This is a genomic window from Sphingomonas sp. PP-CE-3G-477 (genome assembly GCF_003050745.1).
Lineage (GTDB): Bacteria > Pseudomonadota > Alphaproteobacteria > Sphingomonadales > Sphingomonadaceae > Sphingomonas.
Genome location: NZ_QAOF01000001.1, coordinates 342049 through 367504, shown reverse-complemented (window position 1 = coordinate 367504; position 25456 = coordinate 342049). Strand labels below are relative to the sequence as shown.

Here is a 25456-nt window from a genome sequence, read left to right as displayed (position 1 = left end):
CGCGCAGGCCAAAAAAAACCACCCCGTGCGTGTCGCACGGAGTGGCCTAGGTTCAGGGAGGAGGGACGCTAGAAGCGTCCCGTACGGCGCCGCGAAAGGGGGGGACACGATGCCGTACAGGATCTAAATGGGTGAGCGCCGTTTTGGTTCAACCCCTGCTGCACCGCACCCCAAATAATTTTCGCGGCCTCCCGTTTTCGCTATCAGACGTTGAACTGCGCCGGTGCCGGCATCTGCTGCTGCGGGGTCATGCCGAGCTGTGCCTGACGCGCGAAGATGTCGCGCATAAGCGACAGCGAGAACAGGTGTGCGTACAGCAGCGGAAGCATGCCCGACTTGCTCATCTTGCGAAGCGCGTCGCCGCGCAGGTCGATCAGCTTTTCCTCGTTGATCATCTGGAAGCCGCGATAGACGAACGGCTGGTCGGCGCCGTCGGGCTGGATCGTGACTTCGCCGTCCATCAGCAACTCGAGCTCGCGCAGCTCGTTCATGAAGTTCTGCGTGCGCGCGCCGGCCTGCTCGAACGACTCGTTGAAGCCGAGGATGTTCTTGGTCAGCTCGGTCGGCTGGCCGTTCTCGAACAGTGCATCGCCGTCCTCGAAATCACCGATCGCCTGCGAGGTCGGATCGAAGCAGAGCGACAGTTCCTGCGCATCGGGGTGCAGACGCGCGAGCATGTACGGGTAGCGGCGGACGTATGCCGGCACGTAGAACGTGTTCTCGGTCAGCTTGCCGTCGTCGCCGACGAACACGTTGACGCCCTCGTTCAGGCCCATCAGCGCGAGCGGGATCGCGTCGTCACCGGCCGAGAAGACGATCGGCATGTGACGCTGGACCAGCGGAAACTCGTCGACGGTGATCGGGATCGCGTGCTGGCCGACCAGGAACGGCGCGCTGTCCTGCGGGCGGACCTTGTAGTTCGCGTGCGTGTCGCTCGAAAGCGGCTCGAGGCCATTATAGAAAAGCGGAAGCTGGGCGGTGCTGGCCATGTTACTCTCCGGATCGGTCGGTCGAAATGCCGGTGGCTCATGCCACCGATTGGGGCGAGGCTCTATGGTGCGCCGGGCAGGCGTGCAAGTGTGACGAGCTTGCCGGGGTTGAGGATGCCGAGCGGATCGAGCGCGGACTTGATCGCCCTGAGTGCAGTCATGCGCGCGGGCGACGAGAGGCGTTCGAGTTCGTCGCGCTTCATCTGGCCGATGCCGTGCTCCGCCGAGATCGAGCCTCCGGCCGCGACGACGAGGTCGCCGACGAAGCGGGTGACGACCGGCGCGTCCTCGGCATACCAATGCGAAGGGTCGGTGCCGGGCGCGGCGCGGACATGGAAATGGACGTTGCCGTCGCCGAGATGGCCGAATCCGCTGGCGTGCGTGCCGGGGAAGCGCGCATCGCACGCCGCCGCCGCCTCGATCATGAAGCGTGGCATCGTCTCCACGGGGATCGAGATGTCGTGCTGCGTTGCGGGGCCGAGCGCACGTTCGGCGGCGGAGAGTGAGTCGCGGAGCAGCCAGAACGCGGTGGACTGGGCTTCGCTGGTGGCGATCGTCGCGTCTTCGATCGCGCCGTCCTCGAGCGCTTTGCCGAGCAGGCGTTCGAGGAGCGCGGACGGGGACTCGCCTTCGGTGGTGGCCGATGTCGCCTCGATCAGGAGGTGCCAGGGGTGGCGGCCGGCGAGCGGCGCGCGGGCGTTCGGGAGGTGCGCGATGGCGGCGTCGAGCGACTCGGCGGGGAGGATCTCGAAGCTCTCGATCGCGTCGGTCTTCGCCTGCATCGTGCGCAGGAGTTTGAGTGCCGCCTGGGGCGAGCCGATGCCGACCCACGCCGTGCCACGCGCTGCGATTGCGGGGGCCAAGCGGAGCGTGGCGGCAGTGACGATCGCCAGCGTGCCTTCCGCGCCGATGAAAAGCTGGTCGAGATCGTAGCCGCGATTGTCCTTCTTCAGCGCGGACAGGCCGTCGTAGATGCTGCCATCGGCGAGCACCGCCTCGACGCCTGCGACGAGGCCGCGCATGGTGCCGAACTTGAGCACCTGCGTGCCGCCCGCGTTGGTCGAGACGAGCCCGCCGATCGTCGCCGTGCCGCGTGCGCCGAGCGTCAGCGGGAAGCGCCGCCCCTGCCCTTGCGCCGCGCCGTCGAGGTCGGCGAGGATCACGCCGGCCTCGGCGATGGCGAGACCGGCGTCGGCGTCGAGGCTGCGGATGCGGTTCAGGCGGCGCAGCGACAGGATCAGCGCGCTGCCGTCGGCGGGGGCGGTCGCGCCGCCGACCATCGAGGTGTTGCCACCTTGCGCGACCAGCGACACGCGGTGCTCGGCGGCAGCCGCGACGATCAGCGCGACCTCGGCGGTCGAAGTCGGCGCGAGCATTGCGGGCGCGGCGCCGTGGAAGCGGCCGCGCCAGTCGTGCAGCCAGGGGTCGATATCGGTCGCGTCGGTGACGATCGCCTTCGCGTCGAGCCGCGAGGCAAGCGATTCGAGCATTGTCGCCTGCGAAGGCGTCAGGATTGCTGACTGAATTTCGGCCATGCACGAGGCGCTAGACAAAATTCATCGCGCGTTCAACGATAGGCCCTAACGATTACGTCAGCATGATCCAGACACCATGATTCATCCCGCGATACCCGCCACCCTGCTCGCGCTTGCGGGTCCCTTCGCCATGGCGATGCGCGATGTCCCTTCGCCCAGATTCAGGCTCGATGGCCTGCAGATCGCGCAGGTCTCGATCCACGAACGCATCATCATCCGCGTGCCCAGGATGAGCCGGGCCCCCGTCCGCACCTACGCGCCGCCGACCGAGTGGAAGGAGCATAAGGGCCCCAAATGCATCGCGGTCGACGAGATTGCCGGCGCGATGCTCAATAAGGACGGCGCGGTCGACCTGGTCATGGACGACACGACGCGGTTGCGCGCGCGGCTCGACGGCGACTGCAAGCCGCTCGATTATTATTCGGGGTTTTACTTGAGGCCGGGCCCGGACGGGATGATCTGCAAGGACCGCGATGCGATCCGGATGCGATCGGGTGCACGCTGCGAGATCGAGGGGTTCAAGAGTTTGCGGGCGAAGAAGTAGCGGGGGGCCGGCCAGTCGCGTGTGTGGCGAACGCAGTCTCACCTAGCTCCGTCATCCTGACGAAAGTCAGGATCCAGAGTAACTGACGGTACGCTGCTTGGCTCTGGATCCTGACTTTCGTCAGGATGACGGGGGTTTTTGCGGAAATACGCCGCCCGCCGCCCCTTCCCCACCCTCGATTCACCGCGTTTCCTTGACATTTGTCGCCAAATCGGCGAGCGCCGGAACGCTTGAGGGCAGTGCATTTCACCCTCCATTTACCGGACATTTGCATGAGTTTTGCCGATCTCGGCCTCTCCGACGAACTGCTGAAGGCAGTCACCGACTCCGGCTATACCGAGCCGACCCCGATCCAGGCGGGCGCGATCCCGTCGGTGCTGATGATGCGCGACATCATCGGCATCGCCCAGACGGGCACCGGCAAGACCGCGTCGTTCGTGCTGCCGATGATCGATATTCTCGCGCATGGCCGTAGCCGCGCGCGGATGCCGCGCTCGCTGATCCTCGAGCCGACGCGCGAACTCGCCGCGCAGGTGGCCGAGAATTTCGAGAAATACGGCGTCAACTCGAACCTCTCGATGGCGCTGCTGATCGGTGGCGTGTCGATGGGCGACCAGCTCGCCGCGCTGGAGAAGGGCGTCGACGTGCTGATCGCGACGCCGGGCCGGCTGATGGACCTGTTCGGGCGCGGCAAGATCATGCTCAACGGCTGTTCGATGCTGGTGATCGACGAGGCGGACCGGATGCTCGACATGGGCTTCATCCCCGACATCGAGGAAATCTGCACCAAGCTGCCCAAGCAGCGCCAGACGCTGTTGTTCTCCGCGACGATGCCGCCGCCGATCAAGAAGCTGGCGGACAAGTTCCTGACCAATCCCAAGACGATCGAGGTATCGCGCCCGGCGTCGACCAACCTTAACATCAAGCAGTATCTGGTGCCGGTGCCGAGCCAGACCGCCAAGCGCGATACGCTGCGTCGGATTCTCGCGCAGGAAGAGGTGACCAACGCGATCATCTTCTGCAACCGCAAGACGACGGTGCGCGACCTCAACAAGGTGCTGAAGCAGGCGGGCTACAAGTCGGGCGAGATCCACGGCGACATGGAACAGCCGCAGCGGCTGGCCGAGCTCGAGCTGTTCAAGACCGGCGCGGTGACGATCCTGGTCGCCTCCGACGTCGCGGCGCGCGGGCTCGACATCAAGGGCGTGTCGACGGTGTTCAACTATGACGCGCCTTGGCATCCCGACGACTACGTCCACCGGATCGGTCGGACGGGTCGCGCCGGGGCGACGGGGACGGCGTACACGTTCGTCGCGCCCGACGATGCCGAGAATATCGTCAATATCGAGAAGCTTACCGGGCAGACGATCGAGCGGCTGAAGGTTGCCGAACCGAAGACGGCGGCAGTTACTGCTGCGACCGAAGACGATGGCACGACGCGGCGCGCACGACCGCGTCGCGGCGCGCGGTCCGAGACGTTTACGCCTGTGCCGGTTGCGGCGGCGGCTGCCGAGGAGTCGGATCGGCCACGTACGCGGCGGGTGCCGCGGGCGGATACGGTGGCCCCGGCGATCGTCGCCGAGGTGCTGGCTGCGGCCGAGCCGGTTGCGGCGGCCAAGCGTCCGCGCTGGGAGCGGACGCCGATCGACGAGCCCGTGCCCGCGGTGAAGCCGCGCGTTGCGGAGCCGGCACGGGTCGAGCCGGTGCAGGTCGAAACGGCGTATGTCGAACTGGTTAGCGCGGCGCCCGTTCGGTCGGAGCGTGCGCGGTCGGAGCCGGTACGGTCGGAACCAGTTCGCACGCAAGCTGTTCGTTCGGAAGCCGCGAAGGTCGAACCGCCACGGACGGAGCGCATCCCTGCGGATCCAACCCGTGGTCGCCGCCAACCGATCGCCGAAACGCCGGTGGATGGCTGGAACGGACCATTCCCGAGCTTCCTGAATGCCGTGATCGGAGGATATGAATGATGTCGATACGCCGTCTCGCCGCGCTTACCTTGCTCGCAACCGCCGTGGCCGCCCCCGCCGCGCCCCGCGCGAAAGTCGTGGCGCCGCACGTCAACACGACGAGCTTCGACAAGCTGCCGCAGCCCTTGCCGCTGCCATATAATGAGTCGGCGAACGCCAATGCACAGGTTGCGGCGGCGCGGGCGCGGGCACTGAAGACGCACAAGCGGTTGCTGATCGATCTCGGCGGCAACTGGTGTCTCGACTGCCGCCTGCTCGCGGGGACGATCGACCTGCCGGAGATGAAGCGTTTCGTCGACAGCAAGTTCGTGGTGGTGACGGTCGATATCGGCCGCTTCGACAAGAACGGTCAGATCGCGGCGGGTTACGGCATCAAGGGCCGCCTGAAGGGCGTGCCTGCGGTGCTGGTGGTCGATCCGCGCAGCAACAAGCTTTTGAATGCTGGGCATGAAACCGAGCTGGCGGATGCTCGGTCGATGGGGCCTCAGGCCTTGGCCGACTGGCTGGCGAAGTGGGCGGCCTGATCCACGCTTGCAGGGTCGGCTAGCGGCTGAGTTGCTATTACACGTTTAGCTTGAAGTGGCGTCGTTAGTCAGGCGCCTCGCCGGCGGCTCTCACGCTCAGTGCCTGAAAACATCAATTAGCGGCTTGCCCTCACCTATCGCCGCCTTCGCGTCTCTCCCTCTCCCCTACGGGAGAGGGAAGGGGTCCGCGGCCACTTGGCCGTGGGAAGGGTGAGGGCAAGGTTTGTACGGGCCCTTGCTACCGGTCGTGTTCGTGAGTTGGCCTCTTTTTCTAGCCGAGAGCATCCAGCGCCCCCTGCCCGTTTGATGTCGATCCGGTGCGCGCCATTCGCCTGCGAACGCAACCGGTTCTCCCATAAAGCTAATTTCAAAGGCGCCGTGCCGGCCCAATCCCCGCCGTCATCCTGACGAAAGTCAGGACCCAGGATACCAACAGCTAGCCTCCGTGGCTCTGGATCCTGGCTTTCGTCAGGATGACGAGGTCAGGTATGACCGATCACACGCCGTCGGTCGACTTCAGGCTGCAGCCGCGATGAGTGCGTCGTCCAGTTCTCCTGCCCGCTTGTATGCCGGACGTTCGATCAGGCGGGCGGCGTAGGCTGCAAACGCATCGCGCTTGGGTAATGAGCCGAATTGCAGACCGAACAGGATCTGCGACCCAACATACACGTCGGCTGCGGTAAAGCGGTCGCCGGCGATGTAGGGGTGTGTGGATATGGCGCGTTCAAGCACGTCCACGACGGCATCGAAGCTGCCATAACCGACCATGCGCTGTTGCGCATCAGTGGGGACGACGCCGAGCGAGCGGTTGGTGATCGCGGATTCGACCGGACCGGCGGCGTAGAAGAGCCAACGATAATAGTCGGCGCGTTCGTCGTCGCGTGGCACGAGGCCCGCTTCGGGAAACGCCTCGGCGAGATAGGCGCAGATCGCGGCGCATTCGGTGATGGTCTTGCCGTTGTGGACCAGCGCGGGAACCTTCGCCATCGGGTTGATCGCGCGATACGCCTCGGCCTTCATCGTCGTGTCGCAGCCGAGCACGACCGTTTCGTACTCGGCGCCGACCTCTTCGAGCATCCAGCGCGCGATGCGACCGCGGGACATCGGGTTGGTGTACAGGGTCAGGGCCACGCTACTCTCCTTGAGAACGGATCGTGAACGATGGTCTCATGGAGCGGGGACACGGTCAAGCGGGCTGTTGGCGAAGCAAGGTTGTTCTCCCGCGAAGGCGGGAGCCCAGTCTGGGCTCCCGCCTTCGCGGGAGAACAAGGAAGCGGAATACCGGGCTCGGTTTCTAGCCTCCGTTACACCAACGCCTTGTCGAACAGCGCGAGCATGCGGGCCCAGGCCTTGTCCGCCTGGGCGGCGTTGTAGACCTTCGAGTCGGGCGGGCACCAGCCGTGCATCGTGCCAGCGTAGACCTCGATCTCGGCGGGGAGTTTGGCGGCGGCGAAGGCGGTGCGGAGCGTGTCCTTTTCGGTCGGCGAGCGGGCGTCGTCGTTGGCGGCGATCGCGATCAGGTATTGCGCTTTCATCTGCGGGATCAGGAGGTGCGGGCTGTCGGGCTTGTCGGTGACGAAACCGCCGCCGTGGAACGTCGCGCCGGCACGGATGCGGTTCGCGACCGCTGCAGCGGTGCGCATGACCATCGGGCCACCCATGCAATAGCCGGTGGTGGCCAGCCCACGTTTGCGATCGACCTGCGGTTGCGCGTCGATGAAGGCGGTGAACGCTTTCGCGTCGCGGACCGTGCCTTCGGACGTGAGCGCTTCGCGGAAGGGGGCGATGCGGCTTTTGACTTCGGGTTGGTCGTAGGATTCGCCGGGCTTCAGGAAAGGCGCCTTGGTCGAGCGGTAGAATTGGTTGACGACTAGCACCGCATAGCCCGATTGCGCGAGGCGGTCGGCCATCTGGCGGAAGGCGGGGCGCAGGCCCATGATGTCGGGCCAGACCAGCACGCCCGGGTGCTTGCCGGTGGCGGGGGCGACGAAATAGGCGTCGGCCTTGCCGTCGGGCGTGACGATGGAGACGTCGCGGCCCTTGATGACGGCGGCGTTCGCGGGCGCGGGAAGCAACATCGTCAGCCCCATCGCGCCGGTCATGACGCCGAACTGGCGGCGCGAGACGCCGGCAAGATAGGCTTCGTTGTCGTCTGCGGTATGCTCGTCGCACATGGGCCTATCCTCTTGGATTTGGCCGCATGCTAACTCAGGCCGCGCGCCACCACCATACGCCATCTTGCGTGTCGCGGGTCGCCCGGCCTTCGACTTCGAGGCGGCGGAGATGCGCGAGCGCTTCGCCGGTCGCCATGCCGAGGACGTCGGGGCCGATCGCGCGACGGAACAGGCGGCCGAAACAGTCGACCGCACGGCGGGGTTCGGCGAGGAAGACGGCGAGCTCATCGAGTCGCTCGCGGTGTTCGCGGTCCATTGCATCGAGGCGGGTGTGGAGGCCGGTGAACGGGTCGCCGTGGCCTGGGAGGACGAGCAGGTCGGCGGGCAGCGTTTTCAGCTTGGCGATCGAGGCGAACCATTCGCCCAGCGGGTCGGCGTTCGGTTCGGTGACGCCGAGCGAGACGTTGGGGCTGATGCGGGGCAAGACCTGATCGCCGGCGATGAGGATGCCGCCGGCTTCGTCGTAGAGGCACGCGTGTTCGGGGGAGTGGCCGGAGCCGGTTACCACGCGCCAGTCGCGCGTGCCGATGGTGAGCGTGTCGCCGTCTTCGATGCGGGTGTAGCTGAGCGGGAGCGGCGTGATGATCTTGCGGAAGCCGGCCCAGCCCTTGGCGGTGGCGTGGTCGATCTGTGCGGCGTCCCAGCCTGCGCCGCGCCAGAAGGCGAGCATTTCGTGGGGGACCGAGTCGCGGGCGTCGGCGGCGAGCATGCGGGCGGTCAGCCACTCGGCTCGGGTCATGATCAAGGGGGCGGAATGATGATCGCACATCCAGCCTGCGAGGCCGATATGGTCGGGGTGGAAGTGCGTGCCGATCATTTTCGTGATGCGAACGCCGGCCTTGGAGCCTTTGAAGATGGCTTTCCAGGCGTCGCGGGCCTCGGCAGTGTTCATGCCGGTGTCGACCAGCGCTTCGCCGTCGGTGTCGGCGAGGAGCCAGCAGTTTACGTGGCGTAAGGGGCCGGGGATGTGAAGGCGGACCCAGTCTATGCCGGGGGCGACCTGCATCGTGCCGCCTACTTCAGGTTCTGCGCCACCAAATGGATAGGTCAGCCCTTTGTGGCTGGTGGGCGCGAAATTGGTGTCGGGTGCGGTTGCCATCCGTTGCAGTTAGCAACTGGTCGGTATGTAGGCCAGCGGCATCGGCTCATCAGCTGTCAGCCAGAACCCGCACTCGGGTCGGTAACTGATATGCCTGAAGCCACCTCCCCGGCGTAGGCCGGGGTCCAGTTGGAAAGGTTGAAGTAACGGTGCGCCGTCATAGCCATGACCGTCCCCCCAACTGGGCCCCGGCCTTCGCCGGGGAGGTGCGACGGGATGGCGCCGTGTTCCACACGAAAAAGGGCGGCACCTTTCGGCACCGCCCCTCTTTATCTTTTTACCGACAATACCGGGAAAGACGATCAGCGCTTGAAGGGGTCGTCGAAGAGCGGCTTGACGGGGAGGACGCCGCCTTCTGCCACGAACTGTGCGTCCGCGGCTGCCTGGGTGCGCTCGGCGCGGAGCTGCTGGAGCAGGACTTCGCGATCGCCTTCGAGGCGGGTGTCGGTCGGGGCTTCCATGCCGGCTGCCTTCGCCGCCTTCGCCACGGCTGCGTCGAGCTCGCGCTGCGAAGTCAGGCCGAGCGTGACCGGGTCCTTCGGCGTGATGTTAGCGATGTTCCAGTGGCTGCGGTCGCGGATCGCGGCGATCGTCGTGCGGGTGGTGCCGATCAGCAGCGAGATCGCGCCGTCGGTGATCTCCGGGTGATTGCGGATGATCCACGAGATGCCGTCGGGCTTGTCCTGGCGCTTCGAGACCGGCGTGTAGCGCGGCCCCTTGGTGCGGCGGACCTGCTCGGGGCCCTTGATCATCTTGAGCTGGTAGTCGGGATCGGCGGCACCCTTGTCGATCTCGTCCTGCGTGACCTCATGGGCGCGTACGGGATCGCGACCGGTGAGCTTGGTCGAGGTGGTGTCGTCGGCGATCGCCTGGATCTCGAGGATGTGCAGGCCGCAGAAGTCCGCGATCTGCTCGAAGCTGAGCGCGGTATTGTCGACCATCCAGGCGGCGGTCGCGTGGGGCATGAGCGGCTGGGCCACGGCGGAAACTCCGTAAAAATAGAAAGGGCCGCCCCTTTCGGAGCGGCCTGACATGAGAGAGACTTAGTGCGCGCGGGGGCAACAGGCAAGCGAACAAGCTCAGGCGGCCATGAGCTTTCCTTCGAGAGGGACGAGCGCGTGAAGGAACTGGCGTGCGCTGGCGGGCCAGCTGTAGCGCGCGGCGTAGGCGGCGCAGGTGACGCTGTCGCGGGTGAGCGCGGTGGCGATCGCGGTGTCCAGGTCCTCGTGCATCGCGCCGACCCGGTCGTCGAGCACGTCGATCGGACCAGTTACGGGGTAGGCCGCGACGGGGGTTCCGCAGGCCAGAGCTTCGATCATGACGAGACCGAACGTGTCGGTGCGGCTTGGGAAGACCAGGACGTCGGCGGTGCGGTACGCGGCGGCTAGGTCGAGGCCGGAACGCTGGCCTAGGAAGACGGCGTCGGGAAAGCGGCGGGCGAGCGTGGCGCGGGCGGGGCCGTCGCCGACGACGACCTTGGTGCCGGGATGTGCGGAGGACAGGAACGCCTCGATATTCTTCTCGACCGCGACGCGCCCGACATAGAGCAGGATCGGGCCGGGCAGCGCCGCCATCTCGGGATCGCGCGCGCCGTCGAGGCCGAACTGCGCGAAGTCGACGCCCCTGCCCCATTCGCGGACCTGGTGCAGGCCTTGGGTGGCGAGCGTGGCGGCAACCGACGGCGTGGAGACCAGGATCGATTGCGCGGGACGGTGGAACCAGCGGATATAGCGCCAGATCCAGTCCGGGTTCGCGCCGGTGCGGGCTGCGATATAGTCGGGGAACTGCGTGTGATACGCGCTGGTGAACGGAAGCGCGCGGGCCAGGCACCAGTTGCGGGCGGCGAGGCAGACCGGCCCTTCGGTGGCGAGGTGGATCGCGTCGGCGCCGAATGCGGCGAGCATGCGGCCGACTGCACCCGAGCGCGCGAAGGCGAGGCGAATCTCGGGGTAGGTCGGGCATGGCATCGAGGCGAAGCGCTCGGGGGAGACTACCAGGACCTCGTGGCCGATGGACTTGAGCTCGCGCTGGACCGACTGGAGGGTGCGGACGACGCCGTTGACTTGTGGGCTCCAGGCGTCCGTGACGATTGCGATACGCATCGGCTTATCCTTTCTTACCCCTCTCCCCGTCGGGGAGAGGGAGGGGCCCGGCCGGCGCAGCCGGGTGGGAGGGTGAGGGCACGCTTCCACTCGCGTTGTGGACTTGCCCTCACCCGCGTCGCTGACGCGGCTTGCCCTCTCCCCGCAGGGGAGAGGGTTAAGTCAGGCGGCCATGGATATGACCTTATCCTTCTCGCGGGCGGCGATTTCGTCGCCCCAGTGGAGGAGCTCCATGCGGCCGTCGAAATGCTCGACCAGCGCCGTGCAACCTTCGACCCAGTCGCCGTCGTTATAATAGGCGATCCCGGCGATCTCGCGCATTTCGGCAGTGTGGATGTGGCCGCAGACGACACCTTCGACGCCGCGGACGCCGGCGGCGTGCGCGACGACTTCCTCGAAGTGCGAGATGAAGGCGACCGCGTTCTTGACCTTGGCTTTCGCGTGCTTCGATAGCGACCAATAGGGCATCCCCATGCGGCGGCGTGCGCCGTTGACCCAGCGGTTGAGGCCCATCAGCATCGTGTAGGCGGCGTCGCCGATGTGCGCGATCCAGCGATGCGCGAGCGTGATCGCGTCGAACTCGTCGCCGTGGAGGACAAGCAGGCGGCGACCGTCCGCCGTCTCGTGGATCGCGTTGCGGCGGATCGAGATGCCGCCCAGGTCGAGCCCCGAATATTGGCGGAACACCTCGTCGTGGTTGCCGGGGATGTAGACGACGCGGGTGCCGCGCTTGGCGCGCTTGAGCAGGCGCCAGATCACGTCGTTGTGCGCGGCGGGCCAGTAGAATTTCTTCTTGAGCCGCCAGCCGTCGATCATGTCGCCGACGAGGTACATCGTCTCGCTGTCGACGTGATCGAGGAAGTCGTTGAGCATCCCGGCGTTGCAGCCGCGCGTGCCGAGATGGACGTCGGAGATCCAGATCGTGCGATACTGGCGGCGTTCGACGACCGGCTCGGGTACGGCGGGCCGGGAGTGGATGAAGTCGGCGATATCGGTGATGTCGGCGCCAACGAAGCTAGATGGCGAAAACGTCGTGATGGCGTTCATGAGCCTGCCCCCGCAAAACTATCCTTGCCGCGAGTATTAGGCGAGTATTGTTACAGGGTGGTCGCAGTCTGGTGACTGTTCCAAGTCAGCGGAGCTGTCGTGTTTATAGCTGGAACAAGGTCAGCATGATTCCCCGCGAAGACGGGGATCCAGACTGGGCTCCCGCCTTCGCGGGAGAACAAGTTTTGGGTCGGGTAGCGCTTCGAGGCCCCACCCCGGCGGAGGCCGGGGCCCAGTTGGAGAGGTGGCAATAACGAAGCGCGTCGCTCCCTTGCTTAGCGTCCCCAACTGGGCCCCGGCCTTCGCCGGGGTGGTGCAGTGCGGTTGGTAGGAGTTTGCCCCCTCACCCCATCGTCAGCACGATCTTCCCGACGTGGTCGCCCGCTTCCATCCGGGTGTGCGCCGCCGGGGCGTCGGCGAAGGCGAACACGCGGTCGATCACTGGTTTCAGCTTGCCGGCCTCGACGTGCGGCCAGACGGTGCGGGCGAGTTCGTCCGCGACCAGCGACTTGAACGCCGTATCGCGCGGGCGGAGCGTCGAGCCGGTCAGCGTCAGGCGGCGGCGCATGATCTCGAACAGGGGGACGGTTGCCGTCGCGCCGCCCATGACCGCGATCGACACGTGACGGCCGTCTTCCGCCAGGCATTGCAGGTTGCGCGGGACGTAGTCGCCACCGACCATGTCGAGCACCGCGGCGACGCCCTTGCCGCCTGTGATCTGCTTGACGCGCTCGACGAAATCCTCGGACTTGTAGTCGATCGCGTGGGTCGCCCCAAGGCTCAGCGCCGCTTCGCACTTCGCCTTCGAGCCGGCGGTGACAATGATGTCGATGCCGAACACGTTGCACAGTCCGATCGCCATCGTGCCGATACCGCTGGTGCCGCCGTGGACGAGGACGGTGTCGCCCTCCATCGCGTAGGCGCGCTCGAAGAGGTTGGTCCAGACGGTGAAGAGCGTCTCGGGCATCGCCGCCGCCTCGACCATCGTCAGCGCCTCGGGGACGGGCAAGCACTGGCCGAACGGCGCGACCGCGTATTGCGCATACGCACCGCCCGAGATCAATGCGCAGACGAGCTGGCCGATCTGCTCGTCGCCGACGCCTTCGCCGACCGCGACGATCGTGCCGGAGATCTCCATGCCGAGGATCGACGGCGCACCCGGCGGGGGCGGATACTTTCCCTGGCGCTGCATGACCTCGGGACGGTTGACCCCGGCGGCCGCCACCTTGACCAGCACCTCACCCTGCCCCGGCTTGGGCACGGGACGGTCGACGAGGACCAGCACTTCGGGACCGCCGGGCTGTTCCGGATCGATCGCCTTCATGACGTCGGGTACACCTAAGTTACTGGATTGGTTTTCGGGTATCGCGGTCATCGCTCGTCACGTCCCTTTAGATTTCCGCGCCTTATTGACATCACTCTGGTGCGGGTCAACGTTACAGAAACTATGGAACTGGACGACACCCCCTCCCGTCCCGACGATCTGCTCGACGCGCTCGTGCGACAGGACCTCGATCCGTTGTCGGTCGCCGAGCTCGATGCGCGGATCACCGTGTTGCAGGGCGAGATCGCGCGCTGCCAGCTGAAGAAGGACCGCGCGGTCAGTCACCGCGCCAGCGCCGACGACCTCTTCAGGCGGTGATCGCGCTGCCCGCCTCCACGAGCGTCGCATTTAGGCAGCGCAGGAACGGACGGGGCCGGGTTCAAGTGCTTGATGCGACCGATATCAGTTCCGACATAGTGGCAAAGGGCTCGCGTTCTCGCGGCCCGACAGGAGTATTGTAAATGCCATCATTTGCACCCGCCCTCGAGACCACGCTGCACAAGGCGCTCGAGGCGGCATCGTCCCGGCGTCACGAATATGCGACGCTGGAGCATCTGCTGCTCGCGCTGATCGACGACGAACATGCGTCGAAGGTCATGACCGCGTGCAACGTCGAGATCGGCGATCTGAAGAATACCGTCTCGCATTACCTCGACAGCGAACTCGATGCGCTGAAGGTCGATGCGGCGACCGACCCCTCCCCCACCAGCGGGTTCCAGCGCGTCGTCCAGCGCGCGATCCTGCACGTCCAGTCCTCGGGCCGCGACGAAGTGACCGGTGCCAACGTCCTCGTCGCCCTGTTTAGCGAGCGCGAGAGCTATGCCGTGTATTTCCTGCAGCAGCAGGACATGAGCCGCCTCGATGCGGTCAGCTTCATCAGCCATGGTGTCGGCAAGGGCGGACAGCAGGCGACCGAAGCATCCACGCCAAAGGGTGCGGACGACGAGAAGCCGGCCAAGGGACAGGAGAAGGGCAAGACGGAAAGCGCGCTCAAGCAATTTACGGTCGACCTCAACGAGAAGGCCAAGAACGGCAAGGTCGATCCCCTGATCGGGCGCGGGCCGGAGGTGGATCGCACGATCCAGATCCTGTGCCGCCGGTCGAAGAACAACCCGCTCTATGTCGGTGATCCCGGCGTCGGCAAGACCGCGATCGCGGAAGGCCTGGCGCGCAAGATCGTCGAGGGCGACGTGCCCGACGTGCTGTTGCCTGCCGTGATCTACTCGCTCGACATGGGCGCGTTGCTGGCGGGGACGCGGTATCGTGGCGACTTCGAGGAGCGCCTGAAGGCGGTCGTCAACGAGCTCGAGAAGCTGCCTGATGCCGTGCTGTTCATCGATGAAATACACACCGTGATCGGCGCAGGTGCGACGAGTGGCGGCGCCATGGATGCGTCGAACCTGCTCAAGCCTGCGCTGAGCGGCGGTACGATCCGCTGCATCGGCTCGACGACGTACAAGGAGTTCCGCAATCACTTCGAGAAGGACCGCGCGTTGCTGCGGCGCTTCCAGAAGATCGACGTGAACGAGCCGACGATCGAGGATACCATCAAAATCCTCGCCGGCCTGCGCTCGGCGTTCGAGGATCACCACAACGTCAAGTACACGCCCGATGCGATCAAGTCGGCCGTCGAGCTGTCGGCGCGGTACATCAACGACCGCAAGCTGCCGGACAAGGCGATCGACGTGATCGACGAGGTCGGTGCGATGCAGATGCTGGTGCCGCCGAACAAGCGCAAGAAGACGATCACGCCCAAGGAGATCGAGCAGGTCATCGCGACGATGGCACGCATCCCACCGAAGTCGGTCTCGACCGACGACAAGCTGGCGCTCGCCACGCTCGAGACGGATCTGAAGCGGGTGGTGTTCGGGCAGAATGCGGCGATCGAGAAGCTCAGCTCGGCGATCAAGCTGGCGCGGGCGGGCCTGCGCGAGCCGGAGAAGCCGATCGGCAACTATCTGTTCACTGGCCCAACCGGTGTCGGCAAGACCGAAGTCGCAAAGCAGTTGTCGACGATCCTGGGCATTCCGCTCCAGCGGTTCGACATGTCCGAATATATGGAGCGGCATTCGGTCAGCCGTCTGATCGGTGCGCCCCCGGGCTATGTCGGGTTCGACCAGGGCGGTCTGCTGACCGATGCGATCGACCAGAACCCGCACTGCGTGCTTCTGCTCGACGAGATCGAGAAGGCGCATCCGGACCTGTTCAACATCCTGTTGCAGGTGATGGATAACGGGCGGCTGACCGACCAGCACGGCAAGTCGGTCGATTTCCGCAACGTCATCCTGATCATGACGACCAATGCGGGTGCCAGCGACATGGCGCGCGAGACTGTCGGCTTCGGCAATTTGTCGCGCGAGGGCGAGGACGAGGTGGCCGTGACGAAGATGTTCACGCCAGAATTCCGCAACCGTCTCGATGCGGTGGTACCGTTCGGGTATCTCCCGACCGAAGTGGTGGCGCGGGTGGTGGACAAGTTCATCCTCCAGCTCGAACTCCAGCTGGCGGACCGCGGCGTGCACATCGTCCTCGACGACGAGTCGAAGGCGTGGCTCACGACCAAGGGCTATGATAAGCTGTACGGCGCACGTCCGATGGGTCGCCTGATCCAGGAGAAGATCAAGCAGCCGCTCGCCGAGGAACTGTTGTTCGGCAAGCTGGTGCACGGCGGCGAGGTGACGGTGAAGATGAAGGACGGCGCGCTGTCGTTCGCGATCGAGCCTGCTGCGCCGAAGAAGCCGAAGAAGAAGGGCAAGACCGAGACGGTCGAGGCTGAGTAGCCTTTACACGACCGGTGTCTAAAAAAGCCTGCCGCTGGAGCGTTCCAGCGGCAGGCTTTTTTGTGGGTCGCTCACGGACGTCAAGGTCCGCAGTCTTGCAATTCTCGTCGATGATGCGGCGTATCGGGCCCGTCTGGTGACGGGCCCGATAGTCGTCGATCCGGATCAGAACCGGACGGTAGCGCCGATCGCAAGGTTGCGGCCGAGCGAGTCGTAGCGCGCGGGGATCGTGTTGCTCCGCGCGAGGCTGATATCGTACGAGTTGGCGAGGATCGGCGGGGTCTTGTCGAGCAGGTTGTTGGCGATGAACCGCAGCGAGAAGTCCTTCGCGATCGCAAAGGTGAACGCCAGATCGAAATAGCTGGCCGGCGCGATGTGGTAGAACGTCGTCCGAGCCCGCTCCGGTGTGCCGCCGATCGCCTCGTCACCCGAATTGTCGGCGTGCGTCAGCGAACCGACATAGCGCCAGTTGAACGACGTGCTGAAGATGCCATCGCCGGTCGTATAGGTCGTGCGCAGACCGTGCGACCATTTCGGCAGCAACTGGCTGCACCCATTTCCGTAATAGCCGGCACAGTTGCGCTTGGGCTGGAGCGGCGAATCCTGGCTGCCCGCGAAGGTCGTCAGCGATCCGTTGAAGTTCCAGTCGACCTTGCCCGCACCGCCGAGGCCGAGCGTGTATTGCGCCTGGAAATCGATGCCGCGCGCAATCGACTTGTAGTAGTTCGTGGTGCCCTGGCGGATGAAACCGCTGGTCGGATTGCTGCTGGCGGGAGCGTAGAGAATGCCCGTCCCCGGCTGGCGGACGATGCCCGAGCAGAAGAACGGATCGCCGTTCGAGCGCTGGCAGCCATCGGTGTAGTAGGTGTAATCGTTATACCCGAGCGAGTTGTCGATTCTGATCTGATAGCGATCGACCGAGAAGACGAGCCCACGGATGAAGCTGGGCTTCACCACCAGGCCGTAGGTCAGCGTGTAGGCGGTCTCCGGGTCGGCGGTGAATCCACCCGACTGGACGGTGCACTGGTTGCCGTCACCCTGTGCGCACAACAGCGTCGGGCTGCCATAGAGCGCATCGGACAGTCCGGTCGCGCGGCAGACGTCGCGCGATGCGACCGGCGTGCCGTATGTCACCGCGCCGGTCGCAGGGTTGGTCGTCACGGTCGGCGCGCAGAAATCGTTCTGCGAGCCGCCCTGCAGACCATAGCTGATGTTCCGCGACTGGCCGATCTCGATCACCGTCGGCGCGCGTTGCGCCTTGTTGTACGAGGCTCGGAAGGTCAGATCGCTGACCGGTGCGTAGATGCCCTCGATCTTCCAGGTGTTGAAGGTCTTGGGATTGCTGCTGTATTTCGACACGCGGTAGCCGCCATTGGCCTGCAACAGATGCGCGAAGGGACGCTCCTCGATCAGCGGCGCCTGTACCTCGATGTTCGACTCCCAGACGCTCTGCGAGATGTCGAGATCGCTGCCGCCGTTCAGGTCGCGGTAGAAGGAGTCGGCGGTCGACGTGTAGTTGTCGTGGCGGTATTCGGCACCCAGCGCGATCGCGACGCCCTGGTTCGCGAGCGGCGAGGTGACGCCGTATTTGCCGAGATCGCCGGTCACGGAGATCAGGCCGTCCCAGAGCGTGCCGACACCCTTGGTGCTGCCGCCCGGCGCGGTGAACAGCCAGTTCGCGACCGGCTGGCCGGGGGTGTTGGCGGCAAAGGCATTGAACGGCACGCAGCCCGCGACGCCGCTGGCACAGGTCGGTACGCCGTTGACGTTGACGACGTCGAGCGACTGGTTGACGCGATCGTAATCGGGCAGATTGCCGTAGTTCGCCACCTGCTGGTTGCGCGAATAGACGCCGCCGACATCCCAGGTCCACGCATCGCCGACCTTGCCGCGGAAGCCGCCGGTCGCGCGGACGCCGCTGTTGATATAGACGTCGGGAATGTCGGCGAGATCGTTGAAGCGATAGCGGAGTTCGATCGGCGCCTTCGTGTTGCTGCCGGCTGCGCCGCCGCAGATCGCGGTCGCCTGCGAACCGGACAGATACGGATTGTTGCAGTTCACCTGATACGGCTGATCGCCATAGACGGTGTAGCTGTAGATCCGCGCCGGATAGACGTTCTCGGACTTGTCGCGAAACCAGATGCCCGAACCATAGACTTCGATATCGGACGTCAGATCGGCACTGACGAAGCCGCCGGCGTTCCACCGTTCCGACGCGCGCTGATAGGAATAGCCATCATACGGGTTGGCCGCGTTGCCCGCACCGACGCCGTAGGGGACGAAGGTGCGCGTACCGCTCGGGTCGTTGACGTAGGCAGCACCATTGTTCGCACCCGAGCGCGGCGAGACGTAGCCGCTGCGCGAATAGGTCGACAGCGAGCAGGACAGCGGGCCGTCCTTGCCGGTCTGGATGAGCTGGCAAGCGGAGCTGGAGCGCGCGTCGTAATCAACCGCGTCGGTGTGACGGTAGTTGACGAAGCCCGACAGGCGGAGCTTGCCATCGAACAGTTTCTTGCCCGCGGTCACTGTGATGTCGGCGCGGCCGCCGTCGTTGGTCATTCCGCGTGGGCTGCCGAACACGTTCGCGCGCGCCAGCGGCGAGACGATCGTGTCCTTGTTGTCATGGTTGTAGAAATTATAGTTGCCGTCGATCTGGAGCCCCTCGAAATCCTTCTTGAGGATGAAGTTGACCACGCCGGCGACCGCGTCCGAGCCATAGACCGACGAGGCGCCGCCGGTCAGCACGTCCACCCGCTCGAGGAGCGACGGCGGGATGATACCGACGTCCGCGCCATTCTGCGTACCGAGGCGCTTGCCGTCGATCAGCGTCAGCGTGCGCTCGAACCCCAGGCTGCGCAGCTTGATGCGCTGACGACCATCCGAATCCTGATAGGTCTGCTGCGCGTCAGGCGAGATCTGCGGCAGGCGGTTGAGCACGTCCTCGATATTGGTCGGCGCCTGTGCACGAATGTCCTGCGCGGTGATGGACGTGATCGGCGCGGCCGACGTCATGTTCGGACGCTGGATGCGCGAACCGGTGACGACGATCATGTCGTTCGTCGCGGGTGCGACATCCGGCGTGGCGAGAGCAGTCTGCGCATCCGCCTCGACCTTGGCCTGTGCTGGCGTTTGAGCGCCGACGGCGGGATCCTGCGCCATCGCAGGCATCGCGTAAAACAGCAGCGCCCCCGAAAGCGCAATACGAGACACGGTCTGGTCAAAGATCATTTAGCACCCCTTTTTGTCACCGACCGCGTCTAGCGCTTTAGTCGGCTCGAACGACAGACTTGGTCAAATCACAGTGCCAGTCAATACCCAAACAATACCTATCAAATACATTGCCGACATAATATTTCAGAAAGGTACCCCTCTGGTTCTCCGCTTGATAGGGTCGATGCCGTGTCCGGACGGCAGCCATCGGGCATCCGCCACCGTCACGCGGCGACGTAAAATGGCTTGAAGTTCCATGGGAGGCTCGCTCAGTCCACGACGGCAGCCGACCTGAAAATCGTCGTTCATCAAATGGTTGAGGCGCGCATTTGCGGATACTCGCAGATCATCCATCGTAGCCGACGCGAGCAAACGCGGCGGTCGAACGGCAAATCCGCGTTGAGGATGATCCCCGTCGGGAAGACAGCCCACCACCGCGCACGATCAGGTTTCGAGGCGACCGTCCGCCCCAAGTCGGTCGATACCGTGGCCGATGCGCAACAAAAATTCACGGGCAGATCGATGCGGCAACGCCTCCACGGAGACGGGCTTCACCGACATCGATGCCCGGTCTTCGCTTTCAGCCTTCGATCCAGGCGCGTGTCTGCTTCAACACGTCGTCGGACAACACGGGATCATCGACGGCACGTGCGAGGATGACCGCCCCTACCATCGCCGCCCACGTCCCGATCGCCGCGCGTCGCTTCTCCGCGGAGTCCGCTCCCGGCACAGCTTGGGCAAGGCGGTCGATCTGGGAGGACAACCCCTTCGTCATGGCGGCACGCGCCTCTGGCGATTGATGGCGTAACGGGCTGGCAAAGCCAGCGGTCGGACAGCCGGTCGCGGCGCGATCGCGGTGATGTGGTGATAGATACGCATCGAGATACGCGTTCAGGTCGCCGCTGACGGCGTCGGACGGGGTCAGCGCATGCGTGACCGTCTGCGCGATCAAGTCGTCCTTCGACGCGAAGTGACCGTAGAATCCGCCATGCGTCAGCCCTGCCGCCTTCATCACCTCCGACACGGTAACGGCGTCGAACCCACGGTCTCGGAACAGCGTGCTGGCGGCGTCGAGGATGCGGGTGCGGTTCGCCGACATCTGCTCGCGACTGACCTTCATGGCGAAAAACTCCTGGATCGGCATTGACAGTTTCATGATGGTCATCATATTTAACCAATCATGATGTCCGTCATGTATATAAGCAGCGACCGAAAGAGAGCAATCCCATGACCCGTCCAACCGTTCTCATAACCGGCGCCTCGACCGGCATCGGCGCGACCTATGCCGATCGTTTCGCCCGTCGCGGCCACGACCTCGTGCTCGTCGCCCGCGACACCGCGCGGCTCGAAGCGCTTGCGGCACAGCTCGCGGCCGAGACCGGTGTGGCGGTCGATATCCTGACGGCGGACCTGACCCGCGAGGCCGACGTCGCCGCGGTCGAGGCACGGTTGCGTGACGATGCGAAGATCGAGATCCTGATCAACAACGCCGGCGCAGGGCTCGGCGGAAGCTTCGTCGATCAGTCCGCGGAGGCCGTCCGCGGCAACGTCGCGCTCAACACGACGGCGGTCGTCCGGCTCGCGCATGCGATCGCGCCGCGTCTGGTGGCGGCGGGCACGGGGTCGATCGTCAACCTGGGCTCGGTCGTCGGGCTCGCACCGGAGTTCGGCATGAGCGTGTACGGCGCGACCAAGGCGTTCGTGCTGTTCCTCTCGCAGGGCCTCGCGCTCGAACTCGGCCCCAAGGGCGTCTACGTCCAGGCCGTGTTGCCGGCCGCAACCGGCACCGAATTATGGGGTCGCGCCGGAATGGTCGGTGCCGATCTGTCGGGAATGATGGACGTCAACGAACTGGTCAATGCGGCGATGGTCGGCTTCGATCGTCGCGAAGGCGTGACGATCCCGACGCTGCACGAGGGCGAACTCTGGGATGCGTTCGACGACGCGCGCAAGGCGATGGTGCCGCGGTTCGCCCAGCTTCTCCGCGCGGATCGCTACGCCGCCGCCTGATCCGACGCACTCCACGCCGGGCGCAGTCCCCGACGCCTCCAGAGGGAAGCATCATGAAAGCCTATATCCTCGACGCTTACGGCAAGGCCAGTCGACTACGCCTCGGCGACAGGCCGGACCCGGTCGTCGGGCCGGACGACGTGCTGGTCGAGATCCACGCCGCCGCGCTCAACGTCATCGATTCAAAGATCCGCAACGGTGAGTTCAAGCTCATCCTGCCGTACAAGCCACCCTTCGTCCTGGGGGCGGATTTCGCCGGGATCGTCAGGCAGGTCGGTGCCAACGTTACGCGGTTCGCGGTCGGCGATGCGGTCTATGGCAGCCCGCGCCAAGGAAGGATCGGCACGTTCGCCGAACTCATCGCGGTGGATCAGGCCGATGTCGCGCTGAAGCCCGTGAACCTGTCGATGGAGGAGGCCGCGTCGATCCCGCTCGTCGGCCTCACCGCGTGGCAGGTGCTGGTCGAGCGCGCCAAACTAAAGCGCGGGCAGAAAGTGCTGATCCACGCCGGATCGGGCGGTGTCGGGACGTTCGCCATCCAGCTAGCGAAACACCTGGGTCTGCACGTCGCGACGACTGCGGGGACGAGCAACCTCGACCTCGTTCGCGATCTGGGTGCGGACACGGTCGTCGACTACAAGACGCAGGATTTCGCCGAGCTGCTGTCCGGCTACGACGTGGCCCTCAACAGCCTCGACGGGAAGACGCTCGCCAAGTCGCTCGATACGCTCAAGCCCGGCGGCAAGCTGATCTCGATCTCGGGGCCGCCCGATCCGGCGTTTGCGCGACAGCAAGGGCTGAACTGGGGGCTGCGTCTGGTAATGCGGCTGCTCAGTGCAGGTATCCGCGCCAAGGCCAGGCGCCGCGAAATCAGCTATTCGTTCCTGTTCATGCAGGCGAGCGGCGAGCAGCTGGCGACCATCGCCACGCTGATCGAGGGCGGCGAAATCCGCCCGGTCGTCGACCGCGTCTTCCCCTTCGCCGCATTGAACGATGCGATGGCCTACATCGATACCGGCCGCGCGAAGGGCAAGGTCGTCGTCAGCATCCGCTGATCGCGATTCCCCCAGCAAGGTAGCTGTCATGTCACAACCCGCTTCGCATATCCGTGCCACGGAAACCTGGATCGAAACGCCGACGCTGACCATCGAGGCGGCGGGAACGACGTTCGCCTATCGTCGGCTTGGCCCGGCGCAGGGCGTCCCGGTCGTCCTGCTCAACCATTGGGTCGCCAACCTCGACGATTTCGATCCCCGGATCGTCGATGGTCTCGCGCGGGACCGGCCGGTCTACGCGCTGGATTACCGCGGCGTCGGCAAGTCGGGTGGCGATGCGCCGACGACGATCGCGGCGATGGCCGAGGACATGGTCGCAGTCATCGCCAGGCTCGGGCTCGACGCGATCGACCTGATCGGCGTCTCGCTCGGCGGTTTCGTCGCGCAACAGATCACACTCACCCGCCCCGACCTGGTCCGCAAGCTGGTGCTCGCGGGTACCGGGCCGGCAGGCGGCACAGGCATCGCGCGGGTCGGCGCGGTCGCGTGGCCGCTCATGATCAAGGGCCTGCTGACGCTGAAGGATCCGAAAACCTATCTCTTCTTCACCTCGACCGCGAACGGTCGGCAGGCGGCGAAGGCGTTCCTGCTTCGGTTGAAGGCGCGCAAGATCGACCGCGATGCGCCGATCACCCCGACGGTGTTCCTGCGCCAGTTGAAGGCGATCACGGCATGGGGTCGCCAGCCCGCGCAGGATATCGGGAGCATCGCCAGGCCTGTCCTGGTCGCGAACGGCGATCGCGACATCATGGTGCCGAGCGAGAACTCCGCCGACATGGCGCGCCGCATCCCGGGGGCCGAGCTCGTCCTGTACCCCGACGCCGGCCATGGCGGCATCTTCCAGTATCACGAGGACTTCGTGCAGCGCGTGCGTGCGTTTCTGGCTGCCTGAGCCCCCTCCCCCAGTCGTTGCCCTTAAGAGTCATCGCCCCTCCAAGAAGGTATAGATCATGGACTACATACCCTTCGGCCGCACTGGCCTGACCGTGTCGCAGATCGCACTCGGGACCGGCAACTTCGGCACCGGCTGGGGCCATGGTGCCGATGCGGCGACCAGCACCGCGATCCTCGACGCCTATGCCGATGCCGGCGGCAATTTCCTCGATACTGCCGACGTCTATCAGTTCGGCCAGTCCGAAGAGATCATCGGCAAGGCGCTGGCGGGGCGACGCGAGGACTTCGTGCTCGCCTCGAAATTCAGCAACGGCGCCGCTCCCGATGCCAACCGGCTCGTCACCGGCAACAGCCGCAAGGCGATGATCGCCTCGGTCGAAGCGAGCCTCAAGCGTCTCAAGACCGACCGCATCGATCTGTACTGGGTGCACCATCCCGACGACGTGACCGCGACCGACGAGATCGTCCGCGGCTTCGACGACCTCGCGAGGGCCGGCAAGATCCTCTACGCAGGCCTGTCGAACTTCCCGGCGTGGCGCCTCGCGCAGGCCGCGACGATCGCGGACCTGACCCGCGCGCTGCCGATCGCAGCCGCGCAGTTCGAGCACAGCCTCGTCCACCGCGATCCCGAGGCCGACCTGTTCCCCGCCTCGCGCGCGCTGGGGTTAGGCGTCGTCACCTGGTCGCCGCTCGGCGGCGGCGTGCTGACCGGCAAGTACCGCAAGGGCGAGACCGGCCGCGCCGAAGGGTTCGGCGGCAAGGTCTTCCAGGCGGAGGACACCCCGCAACGTACCGCGATCATCGACACCGTAATCGCGATCGCCGACGAGCTACATGCCAGCCCCGACCAGGTCGCGATCGCCTGGGCCGGAAGCCACGGCGCGGTGCCGATGATCGGGCCCCGGTCGATGGCGCAACTGACCAGCAATCTCGGTGCGCTCGACGTCGTCCTGACCGACGAACAGTCCCGCCGCCTCGACGCGGTCAGCGCGACTTCGCAGGCGCCTGCCCGCCAGGTTTGATTCCGCCCCGCCACACCAGCCGCCTCGACCTTAAGGACGCATCATGGATATCATTAAGAACAACGCATCCGGCCTGTCGGGCCTGGAGCAACTCCACGCGATCATTGCCGAGAACACGCCGCCGCCGATCAACGTGACGCTGGGGTTCACGTTGGTCGAGGTCGAGGAAGGCCGCGCGGTATTCGAGGGGAGCCCGGACCGCAGCGTCTACAACCCGATCGGCTCGGTCCATGGCGGGTATGCGGCGACGCTCCTCGACAGCGCGTGCGGGTGCGCGGTGCATTCCAAACTGACCGCCGAGCAAGGCTACACCACGCTCGAACTGAAGGTCGCCTATCATCGCCCGCTGAACGACATGAGCGGACCGGTCCGCGCCGAGGGCCGGATCGTCTCGATCGGCCGCCGCACCGCGTTTTCCGAAGCCAGACTCACGGATCGCAACGGCCGGCTGTGCGCAACGGCAACCTCGACGCTGCTGATCTTCCCGATCGAACGCCCGGCGACGACGGGCTGACGAGCGTCATGTCCGGATGACGCTCCGGACCAGTCATCTGCCCTCCACCCAACGCCCCCGACGTTCGCGGCCTCTTTGAACCCGGCGCTCGTTCGTTGTACCGATGTCCGGTGCAGGTAGCGTCTGCGGGCCGCAACGTATCGCCCACCCCGAAGGGCCGTACGCAGATGCCAAAGTCTCGGTCGCCGGCGCTCGCCGAGCGACCGTCGACGGACTCCGTCGCTCCCGATGCACGATGTTAGGTGATGCTTAACGCAACCGGAGGCATAGCGCCGTTGCAAGGGAGACATGGGTGTGTCGCTAAAAGAAGCCAGTTTTGAAGCGGTTGCGTTGAGCGACCTCGATACGATGAGCGTCGACGAACGCGATGCCCTGCCGTTCGGGGTGGTTGGCTTCGAAGCGGATACGATCGTGCAGTCCTATAACGCGACCGAGGCGCGCATGTCGGGGCTCGACCCCGCCACGGTCATCGGCGTGCCGTTCTTCGATGCGGTTGCGCAGTGCATGAACAATTTCATGGTCGCCCAGCGGTTCGAGGACGAGCCCGAGATCGACGACATCATACCCTATGTCCTGACGCTGCGGATGCGTCCGACAAGAGTGCGGCTGCGCCTGCTGGCGGCCCCCGGAACGCCGCGCCGCTATATCCTCATCGAACGGTGAGAC

General features: G+C 65.4%; 22 protein-coding genes. 11 read left to right on the top strand and 11 right to left on the bottom strand.

Translation table 11 applies throughout. The features are described from left to right. Positions 1 to 203: 203 nt before the first annotated feature. The gene (locus C8J45_RS01600; RefSeq protein ID WP_107961635.1) at positions 204 to 989 is read right to left on the bottom strand and encodes a SapC family protein; all 786 of its coding nucleotides are present in this window, start codon (positions 987 to 989) and stop codon (positions 204 to 206) included. Between the two features lie 62 nt (positions 990 to 1051). Continuing rightward, positions 1052 to 2524 carry an FAD-binding oxidoreductase gene (locus C8J45_RS01595; RefSeq protein ID WP_258191222.1) on the bottom strand — a complete coding sequence of 491 codons (1473 nt, stop codon included), beginning with the start codon at positions 2522 to 2524 and terminating at the stop codon, positions 1052 to 1054. A gap of 76 nt (positions 2525 to 2600) precedes the next feature. On the opposite strand from C8J45_RS01595, the gene C8J45_RS01590 reads away from it, so the two are divergent. The 3 genes from C8J45_RS01590 (at position 2601) to C8J45_RS01580 (ending at position 5559) form a co-directional block, all read left to right on the top strand. After that, a complete protein-coding gene (locus C8J45_RS01590) occupies positions 2601 to 3068 on the top strand; it encodes a hypothetical protein (protein WP_107961633.1) in 468 nt (155 codons plus the stop codon). A 272-nt stretch (positions 3069 to 3340) separates the two neighbouring features. Then, complete coding sequence (locus C8J45_RS01585; protein WP_107961632.1) at positions 3341 to 5035, top strand: DEAD/DEAH box helicase; 1695 nt, start codon at positions 3341 to 3343, stop codon at positions 5033 to 5035. Then, on the top strand, positions 5035 to 5559 hold the full coding sequence (locus C8J45_RS01580) for a thioredoxin family protein (RefSeq protein ID WP_107962182.1): 525 nt from the start codon (positions 5035 to 5037) through the stop codon (positions 5557 to 5559). The genes C8J45_RS01585 and C8J45_RS01580 overlap by 1 nt, the downstream gene beginning before the upstream one ends. 516 nt (positions 5560 to 6075) lie before the next feature. Here the strand turns inward: C8J45_RS01580 and C8J45_RS01575 are convergent. From C8J45_RS01575 to C8J45_RS01545, 7 genes are all read right to left on the bottom strand, one after another. Then, positions 6076 to 6690: a glutathione S-transferase family protein gene (locus tag C8J45_RS01575; protein WP_107961631.1), complete on the bottom strand. Its 615-nt coding sequence runs from the start codon at positions 6688 to 6690 to the stop codon at positions 6076 to 6078. A gap of 173 nt (positions 6691 to 6863) precedes the next feature. After that, positions 6864 to 7733 carry a dienelactone hydrolase family protein gene (locus C8J45_RS01570; RefSeq protein WP_107961630.1) on the bottom strand — a complete coding sequence of 290 codons (870 nt, stop codon included), beginning with the start codon at positions 7731 to 7733 and terminating at the stop codon, positions 6864 to 6866. A gap of 34 nt (positions 7734 to 7767) precedes the next feature. Beyond that, positions 7768 to 8832: an MBL fold metallo-hydrolase gene (locus tag C8J45_RS01565; RefSeq protein WP_107961629.1), complete on the bottom strand. Its 1065-nt coding sequence runs from the start codon at positions 8830 to 8832 to the stop codon at positions 7768 to 7770. A gap of 302 nt (positions 8833 to 9134) precedes the next feature. Further along, positions 9135 to 9812 carry a DUF1013 domain-containing protein gene (locus C8J45_RS01560; RefSeq protein WP_107961628.1) on the bottom strand — a complete coding sequence of 226 codons (678 nt, stop codon included), beginning with the start codon at positions 9810 to 9812 and terminating at the stop codon, positions 9135 to 9137. A 99-nt stretch (positions 9813 to 9911) separates the two neighbouring features. Continuing rightward, positions 9912 to 10934: a glycosyltransferase family 1 protein gene (locus C8J45_RS01555; protein WP_107961627.1), complete on the bottom strand. Its 1023-nt coding sequence runs from the start codon at positions 10932 to 10934 to the stop codon at positions 9912 to 9914. 162 nt (positions 10935 to 11096) lie between these two features. Further along, positions 11097 to 11981 carry a UDP-2,3-diacylglucosamine diphosphatase gene (locus C8J45_RS01550; protein WP_107961626.1) on the bottom strand — a complete coding sequence of 295 codons (885 nt, stop codon included), beginning with the start codon at positions 11979 to 11981 and terminating at the stop codon, positions 11097 to 11099. A 343-nt stretch (positions 11982 to 12324) separates the two neighbouring features. After that, positions 12325 to 13305: an NAD(P)H-quinone oxidoreductase gene (locus tag C8J45_RS01545; RefSeq protein ID WP_107961625.1), complete on the bottom strand. Its 981-nt coding sequence runs from the start codon at positions 13303 to 13305 to the stop codon at positions 12325 to 12327. 123 nt (positions 13306 to 13428) lie between these two features. Here C8J45_RS01545 and C8J45_RS01540 point away from each other — a divergent pair, with 123 nt between their 5' ends. Both C8J45_RS01540 and clpA read left to right on the top strand, forming a co-directional pair. After that, the gene (locus C8J45_RS01540) at positions 13429 to 13623 is read left to right on the top strand and encodes a DUF1192 domain-containing protein (protein ID WP_107961624.1); all 195 of its coding nucleotides are present in this window, start codon (positions 13429 to 13431) and stop codon (positions 13621 to 13623) included. Between the two features lie 143 nt (positions 13624 to 13766). Next, a complete protein-coding gene (gene clpA / locus C8J45_RS01535) occupies positions 13767 to 16085 on the top strand; it encodes an ATP-dependent Clp protease ATP-binding subunit ClpA (RefSeq protein WP_107961623.1) in 2319 nt (772 codons plus the stop codon). 165 nt (positions 16086 to 16250) lie between these two features. On the opposite strand, the gene C8J45_RS01530 is transcribed toward clpA, so the two are convergent. Continuing rightward, complete coding sequence (locus C8J45_RS01530; RefSeq protein WP_107961622.1) at positions 16251 to 19313, bottom strand: TonB-dependent receptor domain-containing protein; 3063 nt, start codon at positions 19311 to 19313, stop codon at positions 16251 to 16253. Between the two features lie 562 nt (positions 19314 to 19875). Then, positions 19876 to 20460, bottom strand: coding sequence for a TetR/AcrR family transcriptional regulator (locus tag C8J45_RS01525; RefSeq protein ID WP_219907315.1), 585 nt, complete (start codon positions 20458 to 20460; stop codon positions 19876 to 19878). A 62-nt stretch (positions 20461 to 20522) separates the two neighbouring features. Between C8J45_RS01525 and C8J45_RS01520 the strand changes: the two genes are divergently transcribed. The 6 genes from C8J45_RS01520 (at position 20523) to C8J45_RS01495 (ending at position 25453) form a co-directional block, all read left to right on the top strand. Further along, complete coding sequence (locus C8J45_RS01520) at positions 20523 to 21305, top strand: SDR family oxidoreductase (protein ID WP_107961621.1); 783 nt, start codon at positions 20523 to 20525, stop codon at positions 21303 to 21305. Between the two features lie 53 nt (positions 21306 to 21358). Then, a complete protein-coding gene (locus C8J45_RS01515; RefSeq protein ID WP_107961620.1) occupies positions 21359 to 22360 on the top strand; it encodes an NADP-dependent oxidoreductase in 1002 nt (333 codons plus the stop codon). Positions 22361 to 22388: 28 nt separating this feature from the next. Beyond that, the gene (locus tag C8J45_RS01510; RefSeq protein WP_107961619.1) at positions 22389 to 23252 is read left to right on the top strand and encodes an alpha/beta fold hydrolase; all 864 of its coding nucleotides are present in this window, start codon (positions 22389 to 22391) and stop codon (positions 23250 to 23252) included. Positions 23253 to 23310: 58 nt separating this feature from the next. Further along, the gene (locus tag C8J45_RS01505; RefSeq protein WP_107961618.1) at positions 23311 to 24276 is read left to right on the top strand and encodes an aldo/keto reductase; all 966 of its coding nucleotides are present in this window, start codon (positions 23311 to 23313) and stop codon (positions 24274 to 24276) included. 43 nt (positions 24277 to 24319) lie between these two features. After that, entirely contained in the window at positions 24320 to 24790 is a 471-nt protein-coding gene (locus tag C8J45_RS01500; protein ID WP_107961617.1) for a PaaI family thioesterase, read from the top strand. Between the two features lie 348 nt (positions 24791 to 25138). Next, complete coding sequence (locus tag C8J45_RS01495; RefSeq protein ID WP_244647170.1) at positions 25139 to 25453, top strand: phosphonate transporter; 315 nt, start codon at positions 25139 to 25141, stop codon at positions 25451 to 25453. Positions 25454 to 25456: the final 3 nt, after the last annotated feature.

Coding starts and splice junctions, on each gene's coding strand:
- C8J45_RS01510 (WP_107961619.1), top strand. CDS start 22,389: ATGTCACAACCCGCTTCGCATATCCGTGCCACGGAAACCTGGATCGAA.
- C8J45_RS01515 (WP_107961620.1), top strand. CDS start 21,359: ATGAAAGCCTATATCCTCGACGCTTACGGCAAGGCCAGTCGACTACGC.
- C8J45_RS01505 (WP_107961618.1), top strand. CDS start 23,311: ATGGACTACATACCCTTCGGCCGCACTGGCCTGACCGTGTCGCAGATC.
- C8J45_RS01555 (WP_107961627.1), bottom strand. CDS start 10,934: ATGCGTATCGCAATCGTCACGGACGCCTGGAGCCCACAAGTCAACGGC.
- C8J45_RS01580 (WP_107962182.1), top strand. CDS start 5,035: ATGTCGATACGCCGTCTCGCCGCGCTTACCTTGCTCGCAACCGCCGTG.
- C8J45_RS01570 (WP_107961630.1), bottom strand. CDS start 7,733: ATGTGCGACGAGCATACCGCAGACGACAACGAAGCCTATCTTGCCGGC.
- C8J45_RS01540 (WP_107961624.1), top strand. CDS start 13,429: ATGGAACTGGACGACACCCCCTCCCGTCCCGACGATCTGCTCGACGCG.
- C8J45_RS01595 (WP_258191222.1), bottom strand. CDS start 2,524: ATGGCCGAAATTCAGTCAGCAATCCTGACGCCTTCGCAGGCGACAATG.
- C8J45_RS01585 (WP_107961632.1), top strand. CDS start 3,341: ATGAGTTTTGCCGATCTCGGCCTCTCCGACGAACTGCTGAAGGCAGTC.
- C8J45_RS01495 (WP_244647170.1), top strand. CDS start 25,139: ATGAGCGTCGACGAACGCGATGCCCTGCCGTTCGGGGTGGTTGGCTTC.
- C8J45_RS01565 (WP_107961629.1), bottom strand. CDS start 8,832: ATGGCAACCGCACCCGACACCAATTTCGCGCCCACCAGCCACAAAGGG.
- C8J45_RS01530 (WP_107961622.1), bottom strand. CDS start 19,313: ATGATCTTTGACCAGACCGTGTCTCGTATTGCGCTTTCGGGGGCGCTG.
- C8J45_RS01520 (WP_107961621.1), top strand. CDS start 20,523: ATGACCCGTCCAACCGTTCTCATAACCGGCGCCTCGACCGGCATCGGC.
- C8J45_RS01525 (WP_219907315.1), bottom strand. CDS start 20,460: ATGACCATCATGAAACTGTCAATGCCGATCCAGGAGTTTTTCGCCATG.
- C8J45_RS01590 (WP_107961633.1), top strand. CDS start 2,601: ATGATTCATCCCGCGATACCCGCCACCCTGCTCGCGCTTGCGGGTCCC.
- C8J45_RS01600 (WP_107961635.1), bottom strand. CDS start 989: ATGGCCAGCACCGCCCAGCTTCCGCTTTTCTATAATGGCCTCGAGCCG.
- C8J45_RS01500 (WP_107961617.1), top strand. CDS start 24,320: ATGGATATCATTAAGAACAACGCATCCGGCCTGTCGGGCCTGGAGCAA.
- C8J45_RS01550 (WP_107961626.1), bottom strand. CDS start 11,981: ATGAACGCCATCACGACGTTTTCGCCATCTAGCTTCGTTGGCGCCGAC.
- clpA (WP_107961623.1), top strand. CDS start 13,767: ATGCCATCATTTGCACCCGCCCTCGAGACCACGCTGCACAAGGCGCTC.
- C8J45_RS01545 (WP_107961625.1), bottom strand. CDS start 13,305: ATGAAGGCGATCGATCCGGAACAGCCCGGCGGTCCCGAAGTGCTGGTC.